This is a genomic window from Rhodococcus sp. BP-332 (assembly GCF_019836065.1).
Classification (GTDB): domain Bacteria; phylum Actinomycetota; class Actinomycetes; order Mycobacteriales; family Mycobacteriaceae; genus Rhodococcoides.
The window spans coordinates 559,772-579,651 of the sequence record NZ_JABUEC010000002.1; the positions used below are offsets into that span (position 1 = coordinate 559,772).

At 68.8% G+C, this 19,880-nt stretch carries 18 protein-coding genes; 5 read left to right on the forward strand and 13 right to left on the reverse strand.

Annotated elements, in window-relative coordinates; genetic code table 11:
• Positions 1 to 15: 15 nt before the first annotated feature.
• The 3 genes from HQ314_RS08275 to HQ314_RS08285 are packed head-to-tail and all read right to left on the reverse strand — an operon-like array spanning position 16 to position 2,836.
• Positions 16 to 870: a sugar phosphate isomerase/epimerase gene (locus HQ314_RS08275; protein WP_231476212.1), complete on the reverse strand. Its 855-nt coding sequence runs from the start codon at positions 868 to 870 to the stop codon at positions 16 to 18.
• Positions 867 to 1,883 (reverse strand): Yip1 family protein, encoded by a 1,017-nt coding sequence (locus tag HQ314_RS08280; protein WP_222649795.1) that lies wholly within the window; start codon positions 1,881 to 1,883, stop codon positions 867 to 869. Before HQ314_RS08280 ends, HQ314_RS08275 begins: the two co-directional genes overlap by 4 nt.
• Complete coding sequence (locus HQ314_RS08285) at positions 1,880 to 2,836, reverse strand: Ppx/GppA phosphatase family protein (protein ID WP_027504497.1); 957 nt, start codon at positions 2,834 to 2,836, stop codon at positions 1,880 to 1,882. The genes HQ314_RS08280 and HQ314_RS08285 overlap by 4 nt, the downstream gene beginning before the upstream one ends.
• Before the next feature lie 154 nt (positions 2,837 to 2,990).
• On the opposite strand from HQ314_RS08285, the gene HQ314_RS08290 reads away from it, so the two are divergent.
• Together HQ314_RS08290 and HQ314_RS08295 are read left to right on the forward strand one after the other, a co-directional pair.
• The gene (locus tag HQ314_RS08290; RefSeq protein WP_027504496.1) at positions 2,991 to 3,791 is read left to right on the forward strand and encodes a hypothetical protein; all 801 of its coding nucleotides are present in this window, start codon (positions 2,991 to 2,993) and stop codon (positions 3,789 to 3,791) included.
• Positions 3,792 to 3,973: 182 nt separating this feature from the next.
• Positions 3,974 to 4,843, forward strand: coding sequence for a DUF559 domain-containing protein (locus tag HQ314_RS08295; protein ID WP_222649796.1), 870 nt, complete (start codon positions 3,974 to 3,976; stop codon positions 4,841 to 4,843).
• A gap of 80 nt (positions 4,844 to 4,923) precedes the next feature.
• Here HQ314_RS08295 and HQ314_RS08300 read toward each other — a convergent pair whose 3' ends face one another.
• From HQ314_RS08300 to HQ314_RS08310, 3 genes are all read right to left on the reverse strand, one after another.
• Complete coding sequence (locus HQ314_RS08300; protein ID WP_027504494.1) at positions 4,924 to 5,607, reverse strand: response regulator transcription factor; 684 nt, start codon at positions 5,605 to 5,607, stop codon at positions 4,924 to 4,926.
• Between the two features lie 16 nt (positions 5,608 to 5,623).
• The gene (locus HQ314_RS08305) at positions 5,624 to 6,793 is read right to left on the reverse strand and encodes a cell wall metabolism sensor histidine kinase WalK (RefSeq protein WP_027504493.1); all 1,170 of its coding nucleotides are present in this window, start codon (positions 6,791 to 6,793) and stop codon (positions 5,624 to 5,626) included.
• A 105-nt stretch (positions 6,794 to 6,898) separates the two neighbouring features.
• Complete coding sequence (locus tag HQ314_RS08310; RefSeq protein WP_027504492.1) at positions 6,899 to 7,654, reverse strand: phosphoglyceromutase; 756 nt, start codon at positions 7,652 to 7,654, stop codon at positions 6,899 to 6,901.
• A gap of 125 nt (positions 7,655 to 7,779) precedes the next feature.
• Here HQ314_RS08310 and HQ314_RS08315 point away from each other — a divergent pair, with 125 nt between their 5' ends.
• Complete coding sequence (locus HQ314_RS08315; protein ID WP_222631915.1) at positions 7,780 to 8,598, forward strand: triacylglycerol lipase; 819 nt, start codon at positions 7,780 to 7,782, stop codon at positions 8,596 to 8,598.
• Here HQ314_RS08315 and HQ314_RS08320 read toward each other — a convergent pair.
• The 4 genes from HQ314_RS08320 to mshA form a co-directional block, all read right to left on the reverse strand.
• Positions 8,595 to 10,061: a carboxylesterase/lipase family protein gene (locus HQ314_RS08320; protein WP_222649797.1), complete on the reverse strand. Its 1,467-nt coding sequence runs from the start codon at positions 10,059 to 10,061 to the stop codon at positions 8,595 to 8,597. The genes HQ314_RS08315 and HQ314_RS08320 overlap by 4 nt on opposite strands.
• A 98-nt stretch (positions 10,062 to 10,159) precedes the next feature.
• Positions 10,160 to 11,761, reverse strand: coding sequence for an AMP-binding protein (locus HQ314_RS08325; protein WP_027506349.1), 1,602 nt, complete (start codon positions 11,759 to 11,761; stop codon positions 10,160 to 10,162).
• A gap of 130 nt (positions 11,762 to 11,891) precedes the next feature.
• Entirely contained in the window at positions 11,892 to 12,449 is a 558-nt protein-coding gene (locus HQ314_RS08330) for a YbjN domain-containing protein (RefSeq protein WP_037186136.1), read from the reverse strand.
• Positions 12,446 to 13,825, reverse strand: coding sequence for a D-inositol-3-phosphate glycosyltransferase (gene mshA / locus HQ314_RS08335; RefSeq protein WP_222650065.1), 1,380 nt, complete (start codon positions 13,823 to 13,825; stop codon positions 12,446 to 12,448). The genes HQ314_RS08330 and mshA overlap by 4 nt, the downstream gene beginning before the upstream one ends.
• Before the next feature lie 144 nt (positions 13,826 to 13,969).
• On the opposite strand from mshA, the gene HQ314_RS08340 reads away from it, so the two are divergent.
• The gene (locus HQ314_RS08340; protein WP_222649798.1) at positions 13,970 to 15,466 is read left to right on the forward strand and encodes a DUF222 domain-containing protein; all 1,497 of its coding nucleotides are present in this window, start codon (positions 13,970 to 13,972) and stop codon (positions 15,464 to 15,466) included.
• Between the two features lie 19 nt (positions 15,467 to 15,485).
• Here the strand turns inward: HQ314_RS08340 and HQ314_RS08345 are convergent, their stop codons facing one another.
• Complete coding sequence (locus tag HQ314_RS08345; protein WP_222649799.1) at positions 15,486 to 16,313, reverse strand: alpha/beta fold hydrolase; 828 nt, start codon at positions 16,311 to 16,313, stop codon at positions 15,486 to 15,488.
• 89 nt (positions 16,314 to 16,402) lie between these two features.
• On the opposite strand from HQ314_RS08345, the gene HQ314_RS08350 reads away from it, so the two are divergent.
• Positions 16,403 to 17,626 (forward strand): alkane 1-monooxygenase, encoded by a 1,224-nt coding sequence (locus HQ314_RS08350; protein ID WP_308119312.1) that lies wholly within the window; start codon positions 16,403 to 16,405, stop codon positions 17,624 to 17,626.
• On the opposite strand, the gene HQ314_RS08355 is transcribed toward HQ314_RS08350, so the two are convergent.
• Together HQ314_RS08355 and HQ314_RS08360 are read right to left on the reverse strand one after the other, a co-directional pair.
• Positions 17,627 to 18,355 (reverse strand): hypothetical protein, encoded by a 729-nt coding sequence (locus HQ314_RS08355; RefSeq protein WP_222649800.1) that lies wholly within the window; start codon positions 18,353 to 18,355, stop codon positions 17,627 to 17,629.
• Between the two features lie 22 nt (positions 18,356 to 18,377).
• Positions 18,378 to 19,706, reverse strand: a complete 1,329-nt coding sequence (locus HQ314_RS08360; RefSeq protein ID WP_222649801.1) for an ROK family transcriptional regulator — start codon at positions 19,704 to 19,706, stop codon at positions 18,378 to 18,380.
• Positions 19,707 to 19,880 lie beyond the last annotated feature (174 nt).

The window sequence follows — 19,880 nt, forward strand, 5'->3', positions numbered from 1 at the left end:
CGGAGGTGAGGGACGTCAGAGGTGCTGCCGGGCGAACGCCAACGATCGTTCGAGTGCGGCCGACCGCTCGGTGGCGGTCCGCGCGTTCTGGGTGTTGATCTCGAGCACGGCCTGACCGTCGAAGCCCCGCGCGACCAGCGCCTGGCAGACCTCCGCGACCGGCTGCGTGCCGTCGCCGGGCACGAGGTGCTCGTCGACGGAGGCGCCGCGGCCGTCCGCGAGATGTAGATGCTTGAGCCCGGCGCCCATGCGCTCGGACAGCGCCACGGCATCGAGTCCGGACGTCGCGGTGTGCGAGAAGTCCAGCGTGTAGTGCTGGTGGCCCACGTCGGTCGGGTCGTAGGACGGCGCGAACGCGGTGAACCCGATGCCCGGCTTCCCGCCGCGCTTCTCGAGCCGCTTCACCGAGCCGGTGCCCGCACCGAAGAGCCGGTCCGCACGCATCGGGAACATGTTCTCGACGGCGACGACCATGCCCTCGTTGTCGGACTCGAGCTCGGCGACCTGGTCGGGAAAACCGTCGGCGTAGATGCGTTGCCAGCGAAACGGCGGGTGCACCACCACGGTGGACGCGCCGAGCGCCTCGGCAGCGTGGACCGAGCGCACCAGCTTCGAGACCGGATCCGAACCCCACACCCGCTGGGTGATCAGCAGGCACGGTGCGTGCAGCGCCAGAACCGGAACGCCGTACGCGCGGCTGAGCTGCTTGATCGCACCGACGTCCTGGCTGATCGGCTCGGCCCACACCATGAGCTCGATCCCGTCGAAGCCGAGTTCCGCGGCGAAGCGGAACGCGGACTCGGTGTTCTGCGGATAGACCGAGGCCGTGGACAACCCCACCGGAACGTGCCGGCGACCGGGCGTCGTCACGTGGTGCTGAGCATGAAGGCCAGCGGGCCCAGAGTGACGAATCCGCCCACGACCACCGCCAGCAGGATCGACACGATGTCGTCGGTGCGGCGCAGCACACGCACCACGGCCACGAGTCCGACGATGACGAAGAACGCGAGGACCAGGGCGACCCAGGGCAGCATCTCCCACAGTCGCTCGAACCCCTTGAACAGGAGCGCGCCGAGCACGATAGCCACGATGCCCTGGCCGATCAGCGACAACCACTGCTTGACCGGGCTGCGGGACTTCGACGGCGCCACCGGTGCGTCCTCGACGGGTTCCGCATCGGTGGGGGTCGCGAGATCGGCGACGTCGGCCGTGTCCGTGGCGATCGTGTCCGGGGTCTCGGAATCCTCGGTCACTGCCGGGACGATCGTGGTCACCGCGTCGTTCTCGGCCGTGACCTCGTCGGCGTCGACCTCCGGCTCGGCCGGCGTCGATCGCTGCTGCTCAGGAGTGCCGGGTCGATCGGAGGCGGGACGCTCCTGCGCCGGCCGCTCGGGTGCGAGCGCACGCTCCTCGGTGGAGGCACGCAGGCGGTCGACCGCCACGGACGGAGCGCCGGAGAACAGCGCGGGTTCGGGCCGAGCGGATCGGGCGGCACCGAACGCGGGGGTCGGGCGGGCCTGCTGCTCACGGCGGCGGTCGTCGATCCGGGGCGTGGTCCGTGTGGGCTCGGGTGCCGGGGCGGGCCGCTCGGGCTCGGCGTCGCGGGTCGACTCCTCGGCCTCGGCCTGCCGCGGCTGGTCCTGCGGCGACTCGGTCTCGGGCGACGCGTCGGTCTCGTCGTCGGGCGCCTCGGCCGGGGTCTCGTCGCGGACGATCGGGATCTCGCCGGTCAGCTCGGCGACGGAGATACCGCCGGCCATGCCGCGTCGACGTCGACCGCCACCGGACTGCGTGTCCACCTTGGCGCCGTTGCGCGCGAGCAGTTCCGCCACCGACACCTGTCCGGTGTCGGCCGCGCCACTTCCGTTGTTGTCGTCACTCATGTCTCTCGAGTCTCCACCACATCGCCGAACGTCTCCGTGTCCAGCTTGCGCAGGATCAATCCCTCACGCAGCGCCCACGGACAGATCTCCAACGAATCGATCGACAGCGCGCGCATGCTCGCCTCGGCGACCAGTGCTCCGGCCACCATCTGTCGTGATCGATCCGCGCTCACGCCTTCCAATTCTGCACGGTCCGCCGAGGTCATCCTCGAGATGAACGAGATGACCTGACGCAGACCGTCGGCCGTCAGGGTCCTGACGACACGGGGGCCGGCAGCCGACGGAGCGGCACCGGTCAATCGAGCCAACGAGCGGAAGGTCTTCGACGTTCCCACCGCCCGGTCGGGCAGCCCCGGCTCGAGCAGCTTCTTCGCCGGTTCGACGAGTTCCGCGTCGAGCCAGTCACGCAGCACGGCGACCCGCCGCTTGCCGGGAGGATCCTCGGCCAGCCAGTCGCGCGTCAGTCGGCCGGCCCCGAGGGGAAGCGACATCGCCACGTCCGGGTTCTCGTCGATCCCGGTGCTGAGCTCGAGGGATCCGCCGCCGATGTCGAGGTCGAGGATGCGCCCGGCACTCCAGCCGTACCACCGACGCACGGCCAGGAACGTCAGACGCGACTCGTCCTCGCCGGAGAGGACCTGCAGGCTCACGCCGGTCTCGTCACGCACTCGGTTCAGGACGGCGGTCGAATTGCGTGCGTCGCGGACAGCCGACGTGGCGAAGGCCATGAGCTCGCCGCAGCCCGACGATGTGGCGATCGACGAGAAGTCGGCGACCGTCCGCACCAGTCGGTCGGAGCCGGACTGAGTGATGTCACCGGCGTCGTCGGTGTTCTCCGCCAGGCGCAGGGCAGCCTTGGTGGAGCTCATCGGTGTCGGGTGACCGCCGCGGTGAGCGTCGACCACGAGCAGATGAACCGTGTTGCTTCCGACGTCGAGCACCCCTAACCGCACAGGGAACACCGTACTGGGTCTAGCGTCGTGGCTTGTGACACGTGCTGAGAAGGCGGTTAGGCCGGAGGCCGGCCGGGCCGCAAAGCAGACGACGAGCGTGGGCGACGAGGCCGGACGGCGGTCGGGCGAGGCCACCGGACGGCCCGCGGACGTGCTGGAACCCGCGGCGACCCACAAACTCGATCCCGCACCCGAGGTGGCGCCGGACTTCCCGCGCGAGTGGGTCGAGTTCGTCGATCCGACCAACCCCGAGCACGTCGTCCGCGCAGATCTGACGTGGTTGCTGTCGAGTTGGACGTGCGTCTTCGGAACTCCCGCGTGCCAGGGCACGGTGCCGGATCGGCCCGACGACGGGTGCTGCTCGCACGGAGCGTTCCTGTCGGACGACGACGACCACGCCAAGCTCGTCGCCTCCGTCGAGATGCTCACGCCGGACGACTGGCAGTTCTTCGACAAGGGACACGGCAAGAAGGGGTTCGTCGAGGTCGACGATCTCGAGGGCGAGCAGGCGCTGCGCACCCGCAAGTACAAGGGTGCGTGCATCTTCCTCAACCGACCGGGCTTCGAGGGCGGCATCGGGTGCGCACTGCACCGGATGGCGCTGCGCACCGGCGTCGAACCTCTCGAGGTGAAGCCCGACGTCTGCTGGCAGCTGCCCATCCGCCGCACCCAGGACTGGGTGACGCGCCCCGACGGTGTCGAGATCCTGCAGACCGTCGTCGGCGAGTACGACCGACGCGGCTGGGGTGAGGGCGGCGCCGACCTCAGTTGGTACTGCACCGCATCCCCCGACGCACACGTCGGCTCGAAGGCGGTCTGGCAGTCGTACGCGCCGGAGCTGACGGAGCTGCTCGGCAAGGACGTCTACACCGAACTCGCCGCGCTGTGTCGGCGTCGGCAAGGCTTGGGATTGATCGCCGTGCACCCCGCGACCCGCGAGGCTCAGCGCACGTAGTCCCATCAATGCCCCGCGAGTACGTCGAAAGGGCCGTGATCTCGGCGCTCGCCGCAGCACTTTCGACGTACTCGCCGGGGCTTGGTCACGCTTCATCCACAGGCACCCCGTCATCCCCACGGCACTGGCGAGTTGCTCGATCGACGCGGCGCCTGTCGGTGCAGCTCGTGACGGTCTGCGCCATGGACCCCACACTCGTCGACGCAATGAGAGCCAACGGCGGCTTCCTGCACACGACCGATCTCCTCCGACGCATGTCCCCGAGCCGCGTGCGGTGGCTGGTGCACACTCGTCAGCTGACCCGCGTACGGCACGGGCTGTACGCGGTCGGAACGCTCCCTGTCTCGGCGCGACTCGACGCTCTGAGCATCGAGCTCGGAACGCGGGTCGCCGCATCCATGGACACGGCGGCGGCGATACACGGTTTCGACCTCGACCAGACGCAGCAATTACATGTGGTGGAGCCGGACGATCGGCGCATCGAGAGCAGACCAGGGGTGGTGGTGCACCAGCGACGGGGTGCACCACTGGTGGAGGTCGGCACCCGATTGGTCGTGGCGCCGGCCTGGACTGCTGTCGAGGTCGCACGGCAACGTGCCCCTGGTCGCGCGCTCGCCGTTCTCGACGCCGCGGCCCGGGTGGGCTGCGAACCCGGATCGCTGGAACGAGCAGTCGATGCGCAACGGGGGCGGCGGGGCATCGTCGAGGTCCGCCGTCTGGCACCGCTCGTCGACCGAAGATCCGGCTCACCGATGGAGTCGGAGACCCGCCTGGTGCTGCACGACGGCCACCTTCCGGCACCCGAGTTGCAGTGGCCCGTGATGCACGGACTCGGCATCTTCTATCTCGACCTCGCTTGGCCAGCACGACGATTCGCGGTGGAATACGACGGCGACGAATTCCACGGAACGCCCGATAGCGTCCGACGCGACAAGGCCCGTCTTGCGCTGCTCGCTGATGAAGGCTGGCGCGTTCTGCAGATCACGTCGGACGATGTGCGGCGCGAACCTGATGTCCTGGTCAGTCGTGTCCGCCGGCTACTTGCCGCTTGATGTCCGCGAATACGCCGAAAGTGTCGTGATCAACGGATCCGCAGCGACACTTTCGACGTACTCGCCGAAACCGAACGGCCTCACTCCTCGAGCTTGTACCCCAGCCCACGCACCGTGACGAGGTGCACGGGCTTCGCGGGGTCCGTCTCGATCTTCGAGCGCAACCGCTTCACGTGGACGTCCAGCGTCTTCGTGTCGCCCACGTAGTCGGCGCCCCACACGCGGTCGATCAACTGTCCGCGGGTGAGCACTCGACCGGAGTTGCGGAGCAGGTACTCCAGCAGGTCGAACTCCTTGAGCGGCAACGTGATCTGCTGCCCGCCGACCATGACGACGTGGCGCTCCACGTCCATGCGTACCGGTCCGGCCTCGAGGATGCTGTTGTCGTCGATCTCCTCGGTGTCGGATCCACGGCGCAGGACCGCACGGATGCGCGCGATGAGTTCACGGGACGAGTACGGCTTGGTGACGTAGTCGTCGGCACCCAGTTCGAGTCCGACCACCTTGTCGATCTCGCTGTCGCGCGCGGTGACCATGATGACCGGCACACCGGAGCGGCTGCGCAGGTGCTTGCACACGTCGGTGCCGCTCATGCCCGGCAGCATGAGGTCGAGCAGGACGATGTCCGCTCCCACGCGATCGAACTCGGCGAGGGCGGAGGGGCCGTCGCCGACGACGGTCGCGTCGAACCCTTCCTTGCGCAGCAGGAACGCCAGCGGGTCGGCCAACGATTCTTCGTCTTCGACGATGAGCACGCTCGTCATGGGGTGTCCTTCTCGGTCATGACGGCTCGCCGTCGTCTTCGATGTGAGCAGGAATGAGGAGCGTGAAGGTCGAGCCCGTCCCGGGCTTGCTCCACAGCTCGATGCGGCCGTTGTGGTTGGCGGCGACGTGCTTGGCGATGGCCAGTCCCAGACCGGTGCCGCCGGTGGCCCGCGACCGCGCCTTGTCGACGCGGAAGAAGCGCTCGAACACGCGCTCCTGGTCCTCCTTGGCGATGCCGATGCCGCGGTCGGTGACCGAGAAGGCCACCATGCTCTGTGGGCCCGTCGCATCGTCGTCACGCAGGGACCGCGTCACCGACACGGGAGACCCCTTCGGGGAGTACGCGATGGCGTTCTCGACGAGGTTGGACAGTGCGGTGACCAGCAGGGTCTGATCGCCGAGCACCTCGAGTCCGCTCGGTCGGTCCGTCGTGACGACGATGCCCGTGGCCTCGGCCTTGAGAGCCGAACGCGAGAGCGCGCTCTTGACCACGGTGTCGACGTCGACGACGTCGAGATCGGGGAGCTTCTCGGCACCCTGCAGACGGGACAGCGAGATGAGTTCGCTGACCATGTTGCCCAGGCGCGTGGACTCGTCGAGCATCCGCTCACCGAATCGCTGGACCGACTCCGGATCGTCGCGCGACTGCAGCAGCGCCTCGGCCAGTAGGCTGATGGCGCCGACGGGGGTCTTGAGTTCGTGGCTGACGTTCGCGACGAAGTCCCGCCGCGTGGCCTCCATGCGGACCTGCTCGGAGTCGTCGTCGGCGAACAGGACGACGAACCGGCGATCCTCCTGGGAGAGCAGCTGCGCGTGCCCCTTCACGGCGATGCCGGCGCGCCCGCGGGCGTCGAGAACCGTGAGGTCGACCTCGACGTGGTCACCGGTCTCGAGGACCCTGGTGGCGGCCTTCCAGGCCCGATCGTCGAGCGACCGACCGCGGACGAGACCGAGCTCCTCGGCGCGCGGATTGAACAGCACGACGTCGTGGAACTGGTCGACGACGGCGATACCGCTGTGCGCGGCCAGCACGATGAGGTCGAGGACCTGGGACATCGTCAGCCCGTTGTCGCGGGTCTGACGCAGGACGTGGCGGGAGTTCAGATACGGGATCAGCACTCCACCGACGAGGTACCCACCGAACGCCGCGACGGCGGCGATCAGTACGACGGTCGGAGTGGTCACGGGCCGATCGTACGGTCACACGACCGTGCACCGACGCACGGTGGGCCGGGTTTTCCGGCCGTCACCGCACGTCCGGCGCACGTTCGCACCGCGTTCATCGAGTCGTTACTTCTTGCCCTGGTTCGCCACTGCCGCGGCTCCGGCCGCAGCGGCCTCCGGGTCGAGGTAGGTGCCGCCCGGCACGGTGGGAACGAGCTTGTCGCCCGACTCCGTGAGGTCGTACTGCAGCGGGATGCCGGTGGGGATGTTGAGCCCCGCGATGTCCGCGTCGGAGATGCCGTCGAGGTACTTGACGAGGGCGCGCAGCGAGTTGCCGTGGGCGGCGATCATGACCGTCTTCCCTGCCCGCAGCTCGGGGACGATGACATCCTCGTAGTACGGAACGAAGCGTTCGACGACGTCCTTCAGGCACTCGGTCAGCGGCACGCTGTCGAGATCGGCGTAGCGCGGATCGGCGTCCTGGCTGTACTCGGAGCCGACCTCGATGGGGGGCGGCGGGGTGTCGTAGCTACGACGCCACAGCATGAACTGCTCGTCGCCGTACTTCTCCTTGGTCGCCGCCTTGTCGAGACCCTGCAGTGCGCCGTAGTGCCGCTCGTTCAGACGCCAGTCGCGGACGACCGGAATCCAGTGCCGATCGGCCGCGTCGAGCGCGAGGTTCGCAGTGCTGATGGCGCGACGCAGAAGCGAGGTGTACAGCACGTCGGGAAGCACACCGGCCTCCTTGATCAGCTCGCCGGCACGCTTCCCCTCCGCCTCACCCTTGGCGGTCAGGCGCACGTCCTGCCATCCGGTGAACTGGTTGGACGCGTTCCACTCGCTCTCGCCGTGGCGGAGAAGGATCAGGGTTCCGATGCTCATGCCGCCCAGTTTCTCACGATGCCGTCGGCGGGACGACCGGTCGGGCGCGCCGCAGGTCGTGCGGGGTGCGCAGCGGGAACTGCGCTTCCGCCGAGCCGAACCGGCGTGACCGCTAGCCTCTGCTGATGAGAACCCGCTGGACAGTGGCGCTGGCGGCGTGCGCGTGGCTCGCGTGCGCGCCGACCGCCACGGCCGATCCGCTGCCCGTCGACTACAACTTCTTCAGTGGCTTCCCGGCGGAGATCGCGAACCCGGGCGGATCGCTGCCCGGAACCAACGACTTCTCGTGCGCGCCGACGGCGGAGCACCCGAATCCGGTGATCCTGGTGCACGGCACGGGGACCGGGCAGCAGACAGGGTGGGGCGTGTACGCGCCGCTGCTGAAGAACGAGGGGTACTGCGTCTTCGCTCCGACGTACGGTGCGCTGCCGGGTGCGTGGCCGATCAGCGCGATCGGTGGCCTCGGGCCGGTTCCCGAGAAGGGAGCGCAGTTCGCGGCATTCGTCGACGAGGTGCTGTCCGCGACGGGCGCCGAGAAGGTCGACATCGTCGGACACTCGCAGGGCACGGTGCTGCCCAACTACTACGCGCAGGTGCTCGGCGGAGCGGACGACATCGACAGGTACGTCTCGCTGGCCCCGCTGTGGAAGGGGTCGGGCCCGTCGCAGTTCGCGTGGCCCGACGCGTCGTATCGCTACGCGCCGGGCATCACGTACACGAACATCATGACCCGGTACGACGAGGTGGTGGTCCCGTACACGGACGGCTACGTCGAGGCTCCGAACGCGACCAACATCGTAGTACAGGACACGTGCGACGTCGACTTCTCCGAGCATGCCGGCATCGTCGGGTCGCCGAGGGCCGCGGCGTTCGTGCTGAACGCTCTCGACCCCGCGCACCCGCGACCCGTGCCCTGCGAGTTCGTCCCGCCCTTCACCGGCTAGCGCGCACCGTCCCACACCGTGCGGGTGTCGGGCCGCGGGTCGTTCACCACGGCCGGCTCCGTCCCGAACATCTTCACCGTGCGCTCGGACCCGTACTGCGCCCAGCCGGGATCACCGTCGCGCACGAAGTCGACCCAGACGCGGTGCATCTCGTCGGCGACCGCCTGCGGCGGGTTCGGCCCCGTGATGCGGGCGGTCTCGGGCTTGCCCAGCATGTCGAAGACGAACGGGATCTCGAGCGCGTGGCACGCGCCGAGGTTCCCGTCGAACAGCGGCGAGCGCCAGGTGAACTCGTAGACGTGGGCCGGGTGCGCCTCGGCGACGCGCACGGCGGGGATGCGGAAGAACCAGTCGGTCATGACCGCGATCATGAGTTCACCGGGCGAGGCGTCCGGATAGCGATCGCGGTACGTGTCGAGCACCGACGGGTCCAGTCGATACCCGGCGAGCACCGTCCGCAGGTAGTCCTCGGTGATGTGCGGAACGATGCCGGCGGGCACAAGGAAGAACGCGTGCTCCTCACTGGTGGTGCCGAGCAGGAGTTCGACGTCGGCGCCCGCACCGTCGGCGATGCGCGAATACGGCAGCGCAGGAACGACATCACCGTCGATGCGCGGCTCGAACGCCATCATGTTCAGTGCCACCTCACCCCACGCGCCGCTCGATGCCTCCGCGGCGATGCGATCGGACAGGGTGCGCTGGGCGTCGACGAGGGCGTCGACGGGTACCGAGCCGAGCCCCTCCACCGTCGCCGGAACGCCGAGGGCCGACGCCAGCGCGGCCGAGACGGTGCCCGCGGTCTCCGCCGAGATGACGTGATGGCCGGCGCCGCTCTGCAGGACCGCGCGGTGGAACAGCCCCTCCGCGCGGGGCATCGACAGCAGCGTGCCGACGCTCATGGCACCCGCGGACTCTCCCGCGACGGTCACCCGCGCCGGATCGCCGCCGTACGACGCGATGTGGTCCCGGACCCATTCGAGCGCCGCGACCTGGTCCAGCAGACCACGATTGGCGGGAGCGCCCTCGATCTGCGCGAAGCCGTCCACGCCGAGCCGGTAGTTGATCACCACGGCGACGACGCCGTCCCGCGCGAAGGCGGTGCCGTCGTAGGCGGGTACTGCGTTGCTGCCGTTCACGAAGGCGCCGCCGTGGATCCACACGAACACGGGCGCGGAGCCGGCGACGTCCGGCGAGTACACGGCGACGTTCAGGCACTCCTCGCCGGGCACCACGGGCTCGCTGAGGATCTCGCTGGTGGGCGGCCGGTACCCGACCTTCGGGACGGTGGCGCCGTGCTCGAGGGCGTCGCGCGTGCCGGACCACCGCGGCGGCGCGGTCGGCGCCTGGAATCGGTGCGGTCCGAACGGCGCCTCGGCATAGGGAACTCCGAGGAACGAGGCGATGCCGTTGTCGGTGCGACCGCGCACCTGGCCCTGGGCTGTGTCGACGGTGATCGTGTCCATGGCTCATGAGTACCACCCCGAGTGCCCCCACACCCCTCACATGACGCGAACACCCTCTCCAGCACGCTGGAGAGGGTGTTCGGGTGGTACAGGGAGTGTCAGCCGGCGGCAGGCTCGGCCGCCCGCAGATCCTTGCGCAGGATCTTGCCGGACGCCGACTTCGGCACCGTGTCGATGAACTGCACGCGGCGAACCTTCTTGTGCGGCGACACCTTCTCGGACACGAACGTCATGACGTCGTCCTCGGTGAGCTCGGCGCCCTGCTGCAGCACGACGAACGCCTTCGGTACCTCTTCGCCCTCGTCGTCGAGCACGCCGATGACGGCCGCGTCGGCGATCTGCGGGTGCGTGAGCAGCAGCGACTCGAGCTCGGCGGGCGGCACCTGGTAGCCCTTGTACTTGATCAGCTCCTTGAGCCGGTCCACGATGCTGACGCACCCACGACCGTCGACGACGGCGATGTCGCCGGTGTGCAGGTACCCGTCCGCGTCGAGCGTCTCGGCCGTCGCAGCGTCGTTGTTCAGGTATCCGGCCATGACGTTCGGGCCCTTGATCCACAGCTCACCGGGCTCGCTGACCTTGTCCGAGCCGGGCTCCGGGTAGGCCACCTCCTCGCCGGTGGCCGGATCGACGAGCTTGTTCTCCGAGTTGGCGACGGCGGTGCCGCAGCTGCTCAGCGGCATGTCGTCACCGTCGAACGGGATGGCGTGCGAGACGGGGCTCAGCTCGCTCATGCCGTAACCCTGACGCACCTTGGTCTTCAGTCGCTTCGCGACGGCGTTGCCCAGGTTCTCGTCGAGGGCGGCGGCACCGGAGAACACCATCCGCACGCTGGAGATGTCGTACTGGTCCACCATCGGGTGCTTGGCCAGTGCGACGGCGACGGGCGGCGCGATGAAGAGGTAGGTGATCTTCTTCTCGGTGGTGAGGCTCAGGAACTGTTCGAGATCGAAGCGCGGCATCGTGACCAGCGACGCGCGCACCTTGAGGCCGAGGTTGAGCAGCACGGTCATGCCGTAGATGTGGAAGAACGGCAGCACGGCGAGCAGGACGTCGTCCCGGTTCGCGCCCATGCGCGGCTCGATCTGCGACACATTGGCCACCAGGTTGCGGTGCGTGAGCATGACGCCCTTCGGCCGTCCCGTGGTGCCCGAGGAGTAGGGCAGCACCGCGAGGTGGGTCGACGGGTCGAAGCTGACGTCGGGAGCCTGTGCACCCTCGGTGAGGAGGTCGCGCAGCGACTCGTGGCCCTCCGCGCCGTCGAGCACGACGATGCGATCGGCCGACAGACCGACCTGCTCCGCTGCGGCCTTCGCCTGCGGGAGCAGCGGCGAGACCGTGAAGATCATGGTCGCGGACGAGTCCGTGAGCTGCTTCGCGATGTCCTCGGCGTTGTACAGAGCGTTGATCGTCGTGGCGATCGCACCGGCGCGCAGGATGCCGTGGAACACCGACGCGAACGCCGGCACGTTGGGCGAGTGCACCGCGACCACGTCGCCGACCTTCACTCCGCGCGAGGCGAGTGCGCCTGCGACTCCGTTGATCTGACCGACGAGAGTGCGGTAGTCGGTGACGGCGCCGCTGGGGCCGTCGATCAGGGCGGGGCGCGCGAGGTCGTCCTCGGTGAGGTCACCGAAGAGGAACTCGTAGACGCTCTGCTCGGGAATCTCGACGTCGGGGTACGGGCTGCGGAAACTCATGGAACTCCTCATCGGCACAGCAGGGACGACAGAAAGGCAACCTTAATGTGTCGAGCGGTCACATAAACATCCTTCGGACATTCCGGGTGACAGCCATCACACGAAGGAGCCTACCTGCACGGTGTCCGAATCAGTCCCGGTCGTCGTCGTCCGCTCGGTCCGCCGGCTGTACCCAGGACGTGGGCCCGTCGTCCGGCCTGCCGTTCACCAGATGCTCGAACGCCTTCAGGTTGTTCAGCGACTCGCCGCGCGAGACGCGCCACGCCCACTCGCGGCGGATGGACTCGGCGAAGCCCAGTTCGAGCAGCACGTTGAAATCGCCGTCGGCCGCCTCGAGCACCTGCCCGAGGATGCGGTCGATCTCGTCTCCCGTGACCGCGTGCGTCGACATCTTGCCGACGAGGTAGATGTCGCCGATCTTGTCGATCGTGTAGTGCACTCCGTACAGACGGCGGTTGCGCCGCAACAGGTATCGGTACACGCCCTCGAAGTTCTCGTCGGGCTTGCGGCACACGAAGGCCTCGATGCGCACGCCGTGGTTGCCGACCGTCAGCATCGTCGAGGTCTTGAGCTTCTTCTCACCGGGAAGGTCCACGACGAACTGCGTGTCGGTGGCCCGGGAGTAGTCCAACTCCCGGTCGGCCAACACCGAGTCGATCAGTTCCGTCACCTGGTCGGTCGTCGTCACAGCGCTCTCACCGGTCCTGTCCGTCGAAGTCGCCACAGACCACGGGGTCTGCGAGGCGAGAACTCACCCGTCGGTCTCTCGACACCCGCGGTACGGCCGAATCTCCACGCCGCGCGGGCGTAGGTGTCCAGCAACGCGTCCGAGGTGTGTTCCCACGAGAAGTTCTCCGCATGTCGTGAGGCATTCGACGCCATCACGGTGCGCAGACGGTCGTCGGCGAGCAACGACTGCACCGCGGTGGCCCAGTCGGCCGGATCGTGGCCCTGCACCAGCACGCCGGTCTCCCCGTCCCGCACGGCCACACCGAGGCCCCCGACGTCCGCGGCGACCACCGGGACACCGCACGCCTGGGCCTCGATGGCCACGAGACCGAAGGACTCCGAATAACTGGGCACCGCAACGAGATCCGACGCGCGGTAGACGTCCGCCAGCCTGTCCGGAGGTTGCGGCGGGAGGAACGTCACCCGATCCTCGATGCCCAGCCGGCGACTCAGCTCGATGAGGGAGTCAGGCCGTTCCAGACCGGTGCCCGACGGGCCACCGACCACCAGCACGCGCACGCGCGACGACGGGTCCCGCCGGTGGATCTCGGCGACGGCCGCGACGAGGACGTCCGGCGCCTTGAGAGGTTGGATCCGTCCCACGAACGTCACGAGAGGGTCGTCGGCGTCCAGCCCCAGGGAGCGTCGAGCGGCGGCGCGATCGCCCGGCCGGAACATGCTCAGGTCCGCTCCCGGCGCGACGACGTCGATCTTGTCCTCGGCCGCGTCGTACAGATCGACGAGGGCGCGGGCCTCGTCGAGAGTGTTGGCCGTGAGCCGATCGGCTTCCTCGACGACCTGCTTCTCACCGATGCGGCGGGCCGCCGGTTCCGGCTTGTCCCCCGCCGCCACCGACAGGTTCTTCACCGCGGCGAGCGTGTGCGCGGTGTGCACCAGGGGGACCTTCCACCGGTCGCGGGCGAGCCAGCCGACCTGCCCCGACAACCAGTAGTGCGAGTGGATCATGTCGTAGTGGCCCGGCTCGTGCCGTGCCTCCTCGCGCAGGACGCCCGCGGCGAAGGCGCAGAGCTGGGTGGGCAGGTCGTGCTTGTCGAGACCCTCGAACGGGCCGGCCGCGATGCTGCGCACCAGTACGCCGGGCGCGGCCTCGACCACGGGTTCGTCACGGGAGGACGTGGCCCGGGTGAAGATCTCCACCTCGACTCCGCGCGCCGCCATCTGCACGGCGGTCTGCAGGACGTACACGTTCATGCCGCCCGCGTCCCCCGTGCCGGGCTGCGCCAGCGGAGACGTGTGCAGCGACAACACGGCTACCCGATGCGGGCTGTGACGGCGGACCACCGTTCCAGTGTGCCCTGTCCGATTGCGTCGCATGTGCGCGCCCACCCGGTCATCCCCCTACGAGCGTGCCGACACATGCGCGGGAACCCGCCGACATTCACAGCGCCGGGAACACGTACGCCACTGCCCCGCGGGAGTCATGGAAACATGTCGGAGGACCCTGCTAACTTCGCACACATGTTCGAACAGGGGTGGGCGACGCAGGATCCGGAGGCCATGGGCCTACCCGGAACGCTCCTCGACGCACCCGCGAACACCCTCCTGTCCACGATGTCCTACGCCTCGGCCGGACTGTCCTATCTCGAATGGACCCGATACCGGGCCGCAGCGGAACTGCACACTCAACTCGTCGTTCCTCACGAGATGTCCGATCACCGCCGGATGGATGCGACGACTCACTGCGCCGCCCGCATCTCGGCCGTCCTGTCCGTCAGCCAGGGCGCCGGAGAAGGCATCCTGACCCGCGCAATTGCACTCCGAGACCGGCTTCCCCGCGTAGCCGAGTGCCTCCGCGACGGCCTCATCGCCCCCAAACACGTCCACACCATCATCGGCCGAACCGACCTCGTCGACGGCACCACGTACGTGCGGGAAGTCGACACCGAGATCGCCGCGGCCCTACAGCGACGCGGCTCGTGGTCGGACAAACGCATGCGGGACATGATCGACCGCATCGTCTACCGCCACGATCCCGACGCCGTCAGGGAACGACGTGTGCTCGCCGAGAACAACCGCAGCTTCTGGATCGACGCGGGACCCGACGGCATGGCATACCTGGGCGCAACCATGACAGCCGACAATGCCGTCGTCATCGCTGCCGCGGTGGAGGAGTTGGCCGGACGCGTGTGTCGCAAGGATCCTCGCAGCAAGGGCGCCCGTTCCAGCGACGCCCTGTTCGCCCTCGCCACCCGCACAGCGTACGAGTGCCAGTGCGACGATCCGGACTGCTCCGCGCCCGGGTGGACCGGTGAGGACGGCCTGCTCACGTCATTCATCGTGCACGTCGTCACAGACTCCACCACCATGGCCGGCGACACCGCCGCCGACGGCAATCCAGGGTTCCTCGTCGGCCACGGCGTCATCTCGCCCGACCACGTCGCCGACCTCGCCGATCGTGCCGACGCCGTCATCCGCCCCGTCTCGACCACCAACCCCGCATCACAGCCCGCCGATCCGTACCGCCCCTCCAGCGCCCTCGACACGTTCGTGCGCATTCGCGACCAGTACTGCACCTGGCCCGGCTGCAACCGTGGGGTGTGGACCGGCGATCTCGACCACATCGCGGAGTACGACCATGAGAATCCCGACGGCGGCGGCCAGACGACCGACGTCAACCTCGGCGGCAAATGCAGGTTCCACCACAACTTGAAGACGTTCGGCGACTTCGTCGACGATCAGTACACCGAGGACGACACGGGACGCGTCGTCTCCACCGTCACCACGCCCGAGGGCCTCGTCGTCCCGGGGCCGGCGCACAACGGATACGACATCCACCCCGGACTCGCCGACGTCACCTTCGAGACGCCCGATCCTCCACCACCGAGTCCGCCCCGCACTCCCCCCAGCAGACGCCGCACACGTCTGGCGGACAAACATGCCCGCCGGAGGAACGAACGCAACCGCAACCGACGGGCCCGCGAAGTCGCCGACACCGACGACCCCCCACCGTTCTGACATGCATCACGTGTGTGGACTAACCCACAGAGTCGACGAAACCCGCCAGCTCGGACAGGAAGCGGGCCGGGTCCGCGACGAACGGACCGTGGTCGACGCCCTCCCACCACGAGGTCGACGCACCGGGCACGACGGAGGCGGTGTGCCGACCCGCGCCGACGTCCACCACCGTGTCCGCCGTGCCGTGCATCACCAGGGTGGGGACGTCCAGAGCCGCCAGCGTCTCGTCGTGTCCCACGTCGCGCCGGAACACCGCGGACCGCACGCGTGGACGCGTCGCCAGGCTGGCGCCGAACAGTGCCTGAGCTGCGGCGCCGTGTCCTTCGCCGGGTCCGGTGAGGGCGTTGCCGAAACTCGCGAGCGCCCTGATGGCCACGCGCGAGTCCTCGCTCATCGCGCCGGGGATCGCCGCACGCATCGCCGTGCCGACGGCGCCGCCGGGTCGGTCCGGACCGATCGCGGTGATCGCCGCGACGAAGACGACACCCGCCACCGCACCGGTGCCGTACACCGACAGGTAGTCGCACAGCACCAGACCGCCGTAGGACCAGCCCAGCAGGACCGCACCCGAGCGGATGCCCTCCTGCTCGAGAACGGCGTGCACGTCCCCGGCCCACAGCGCGGACCGGTCGTAACCGACGTCGGGGGCACCGGACATGCCGTGCCCGCGCAGGTCCACCGCGATGACGCGGTACCGCTCGGACAGGTCGGCGAGGAGGTCGTCGCCCCAGCAGGCTCCGGTCTGGGCCCAGCCGTGCAGCAGCACCAACGGTCGAGCCGAGACGTCTCCCGTGACGCGGTAGACCAGGGATGTTCCGTCGCGCCCGAGCGCCTCTCGTATTGCCATGCCACCAACATATTGGGCGCACGTTGTGGGATGTCAGAAGGGCTCGTGCAGCGGCCTGAGCAGCGTCGACTCGTCGGTAAAGTTCCGTCGTGACCGAAACACACCAGCGCTCCATCTCGCCGAAGACGGGCGAATGGCGTGACCTCAACCGGTACTACTGGCCGTGGGCTCTCATCGCTCCGATGCTTCCGCTCATCTCCGTGGGCATCGTCTTCGGGCTGCAGTGGTGGGCACCGGGAGTGTCACAGGTCGCGTGGTGGTCGGGTCCCCTGTTCCTCTACGTCGTGGTCCCCATCGCGGATCGCATCGTCGTCCCGTTCGACGAGAATCCGCCCGAGGATCTGGTCGAGTCTCTCGAGGCCGACTTCTGGTATCGCGGCTGCGTCTACGCCTACATCCCCATGCAGTTCTTCGGCATCGGGCTGTCGTCCCATCTACTGACGGCCGACGACCTCTCGTGGCTCGGGCTCGAGAACGGCCTGTCACTAGCCTCGAAGATCGGCGTGGCGCTGACCATCGGACTCGTCGGCGGCATCGGCATCAACACGGCGCACGAGCTCGGTCACAAGAAGGTCGAGTACGAACAGTGGCTCTCGCGCATCGTGCTCGCGCAGAGCTTTTACGGGCACTTCTACGTCGAACACAATCGCGGGCATCACGTCCGGGTCGCCACTCCGGAGGATCCGGCGAGCTCGCGTCTCGGTGAGACCCTGTGGCAGTTCTACCCCCGCAGCGTTCTCGGCGGATTCCGTTCCGGGTGGGCACTCGAGCGAGATCGTCTGCACCGCACCGGGAAGCGCACCTTCTCCTTCTCGAACGCGAATCTCACCGCCTGGCTCATGAGCCTCGCCCTGTGGGGTGCGCTGGTCGGCCTGTTCGGTGTCGAACTGCTGCCGTTCCTGGTTCTGCAGGCGGTGTACGGGATCTCGCTGCTCGAGGCCGTCAACTACCTCGAGCACTACGGGCTGCTGCGGCGCACCAAGGAGAACGGACGCTACGAGCGCTGCACTCCGGAACACAGCTGGAACAGCGACTACGCCGTCTCCGACATCTTCCTCTACCACCTGCAACGACACAGCGACCATCACGCCAACCCCACGCGCCGGTACCAGGTGCTGCGGAGCATGCCCGAATCTCCGCAGCTCCCAGCGGGTTACGCGCCCCTGATCCTCGTGTCGTACTTCCCGTTCCTGTGGCGGGCGCTGATGGACAAGCGCGTGGTCGCGCACTACGACGGCGACCTCCGGCGCTCCAACATCCAGCCCGCGAAGCGGGAGAAGTACCTCGCGAAGTACCCCGCGCCGACGCGGTAGCTACTTCTGCCGGCGCCGACTACCGCCGTGCCAGTCCTGCTGCACGCCCGCCTCGTCCTCGCTCACACCGAGAGCCCGCAGCTGGGGTAGCTCCCGCAGACTGCGCTTCAGCTCCGCGAATCCCGGGAACCGTGCCAGTCCCACGACGTGGTCCCACAACTCGACCGCGTCGTCGTCCGACGGGAGCCGGCTGATGACCGGGCCGAAGAATGCCACGCCCTCGGGCGGCTCGACGTGGATGATCGGTGTTCCGACGTCCTTGCCCGTGAGCGACAGCGCCTCGTCGGTCGACTCCTGGATCTCCTCGTCGAACGACGTGTCGTCCAGTGCCCGGACGTGATGCTCGGGCAGGCCGAGGCCGGCGAGGATCGGTGCGAGGAACTCGGCCGTTCCTCGGTGCGCGTGAGCACCGGCCTCGTCGGGCACCGGCTCCGCATCGAAGATCCGCGCGCCGAGCGCGGCGTACAGCGGGCCCATCGCCTCCCGGCCGTGCTCGGCCCGCACGCTCGCGGCAGCCCGGAGCAGCCGGAGCCCCGCAGTGTGTCCCGCCTCGTACTCCGGCGGGAAGTGCGTCGCGTAGTCGATGTGCGCGTTGAGTTGTCGCAGGGAGATGAAACTCCAGTCGACGGTGTAGTCCCGTTGCGCCTGGACGAGGCGGACCCACCTGCTGGTCATCCAGGCGAACGGGCACACCGGGTCGAAGTAGAACCGGAGATCGGGTGCTGTCATGTCCGCAGTATTCCCCGTGCGATCAGCGCTGAGCGTCGATCTTCCGCATCGTCACCACGGGATCGGCGTAGAGCGAGCCGAGGGACACCGCCGCCGCAGCGTGGTCCTGCACGCGCTTGCCGAAGCTGGTGACCCGTACTCGCCGCGACGTCGCGACCGAACTGGAGGACTCGAACGCGGCCTCGACGCGCTCCATCGCCGCCGGATACGCGGTGAACGCCTGACCGCCCACCTGCACGCTGTCGGGGTTGACGACATCGTGCACCAACGCCAGTGCGCGACCCAGCGCATCGGCGCGGTCGTTCAGAAGTCCCTGTGCCACAGTGGAACCCGTGCGCGCCGCCAGGTACACCGCGGCGATGGAACGCTCCGACTCGTCCAGCAGTCCGGCGCGCTGCGCCGCGGCCACGACGGCCCGATCGCTCACGGTCGCCTCGAGGCATCCCGTACGCCCGCAGTCGCACACGGCGTCCGAGCCGGTCGGTAGATGAGCGATCGACCCCGGGCCGCCCGCGGGGGTGTGCACCCGACCGTCGATGGTCAGCGCCAACCCCGTCATCTCCCGCGCATAGAAGTACAGCGACGTACCCGGCCGGCCGCCGACAGAACCACCGGCCTCCGGCCTTCCCGCATCCTCCGGGGCCGACTCCGTCGCGAGCAGCAACTCCGACGCCGCCATCGCCTCGACGTGGGGGGCCACGGCCACCACGGCACCGAGCCGCTCGCCCAGGACCGCGCCCACCGGGGCGTCGGACCAGGCGAGGCGAGGGTGATCGACGGTGCCCTTCTGCACGTTCACGCGGCCACCGATGGCGACACCCACGAACAGGATGCGGCGCCGGTGCCACCGTGCGGCGAAGGACGCGGCACTCTCCGCGATGGAGCGCAGTGCGCCGGCGTGCGGGCCGGAGGGTGTGGCGATCTCGACGCCGCCGAGCACGGTGCCGCGCAGGTCGACGGCGACGATGCGCGTGGTGGTCGCGCCGATGTGCACCCCGAGGGTGCACTGCCCCTCGTGGTCCACCTCCACCGGAACGCGGGGACGCCCGACGGCGCCGGACGTGGACAGATCGGCACGCTCACGCAGCAGCCCTGCGGCGATGAGCGCACTGACGTGGCGATTGACGGTGGCGGTGCTGATGCCGGTGGCCGAGACGATGACGTCGCGCGACACGGGGCCGCGCTGCACCACGGCGCGCAGGACGACGGCGGCCGGAGTGTCGCTGACGCGCAGTTCGGGCGCGACGACGCGCGCCGGCCTCGGCCGGTGGGGACGTCCGTACGGGGACCGCGTGGCGGAACCCGGCGTACGAGGAGCAGAACTCTGGGCGAGAACGGTGGGGGCAGACATGGGAATCCCTCGAAAGCGAGACGGATGGGCCGGGAGCCTGGGAACGAGGCCGGTCACACCCGATCGTCAGACCTCACATGGAGGTCGTCCGTCGACGCGCGATCAGACTCGTGAGAGACCGCGTCGACAACAGAGTTCGCGAGCGAGAGGCAGACGGGAACCGAGCGCGGCGGT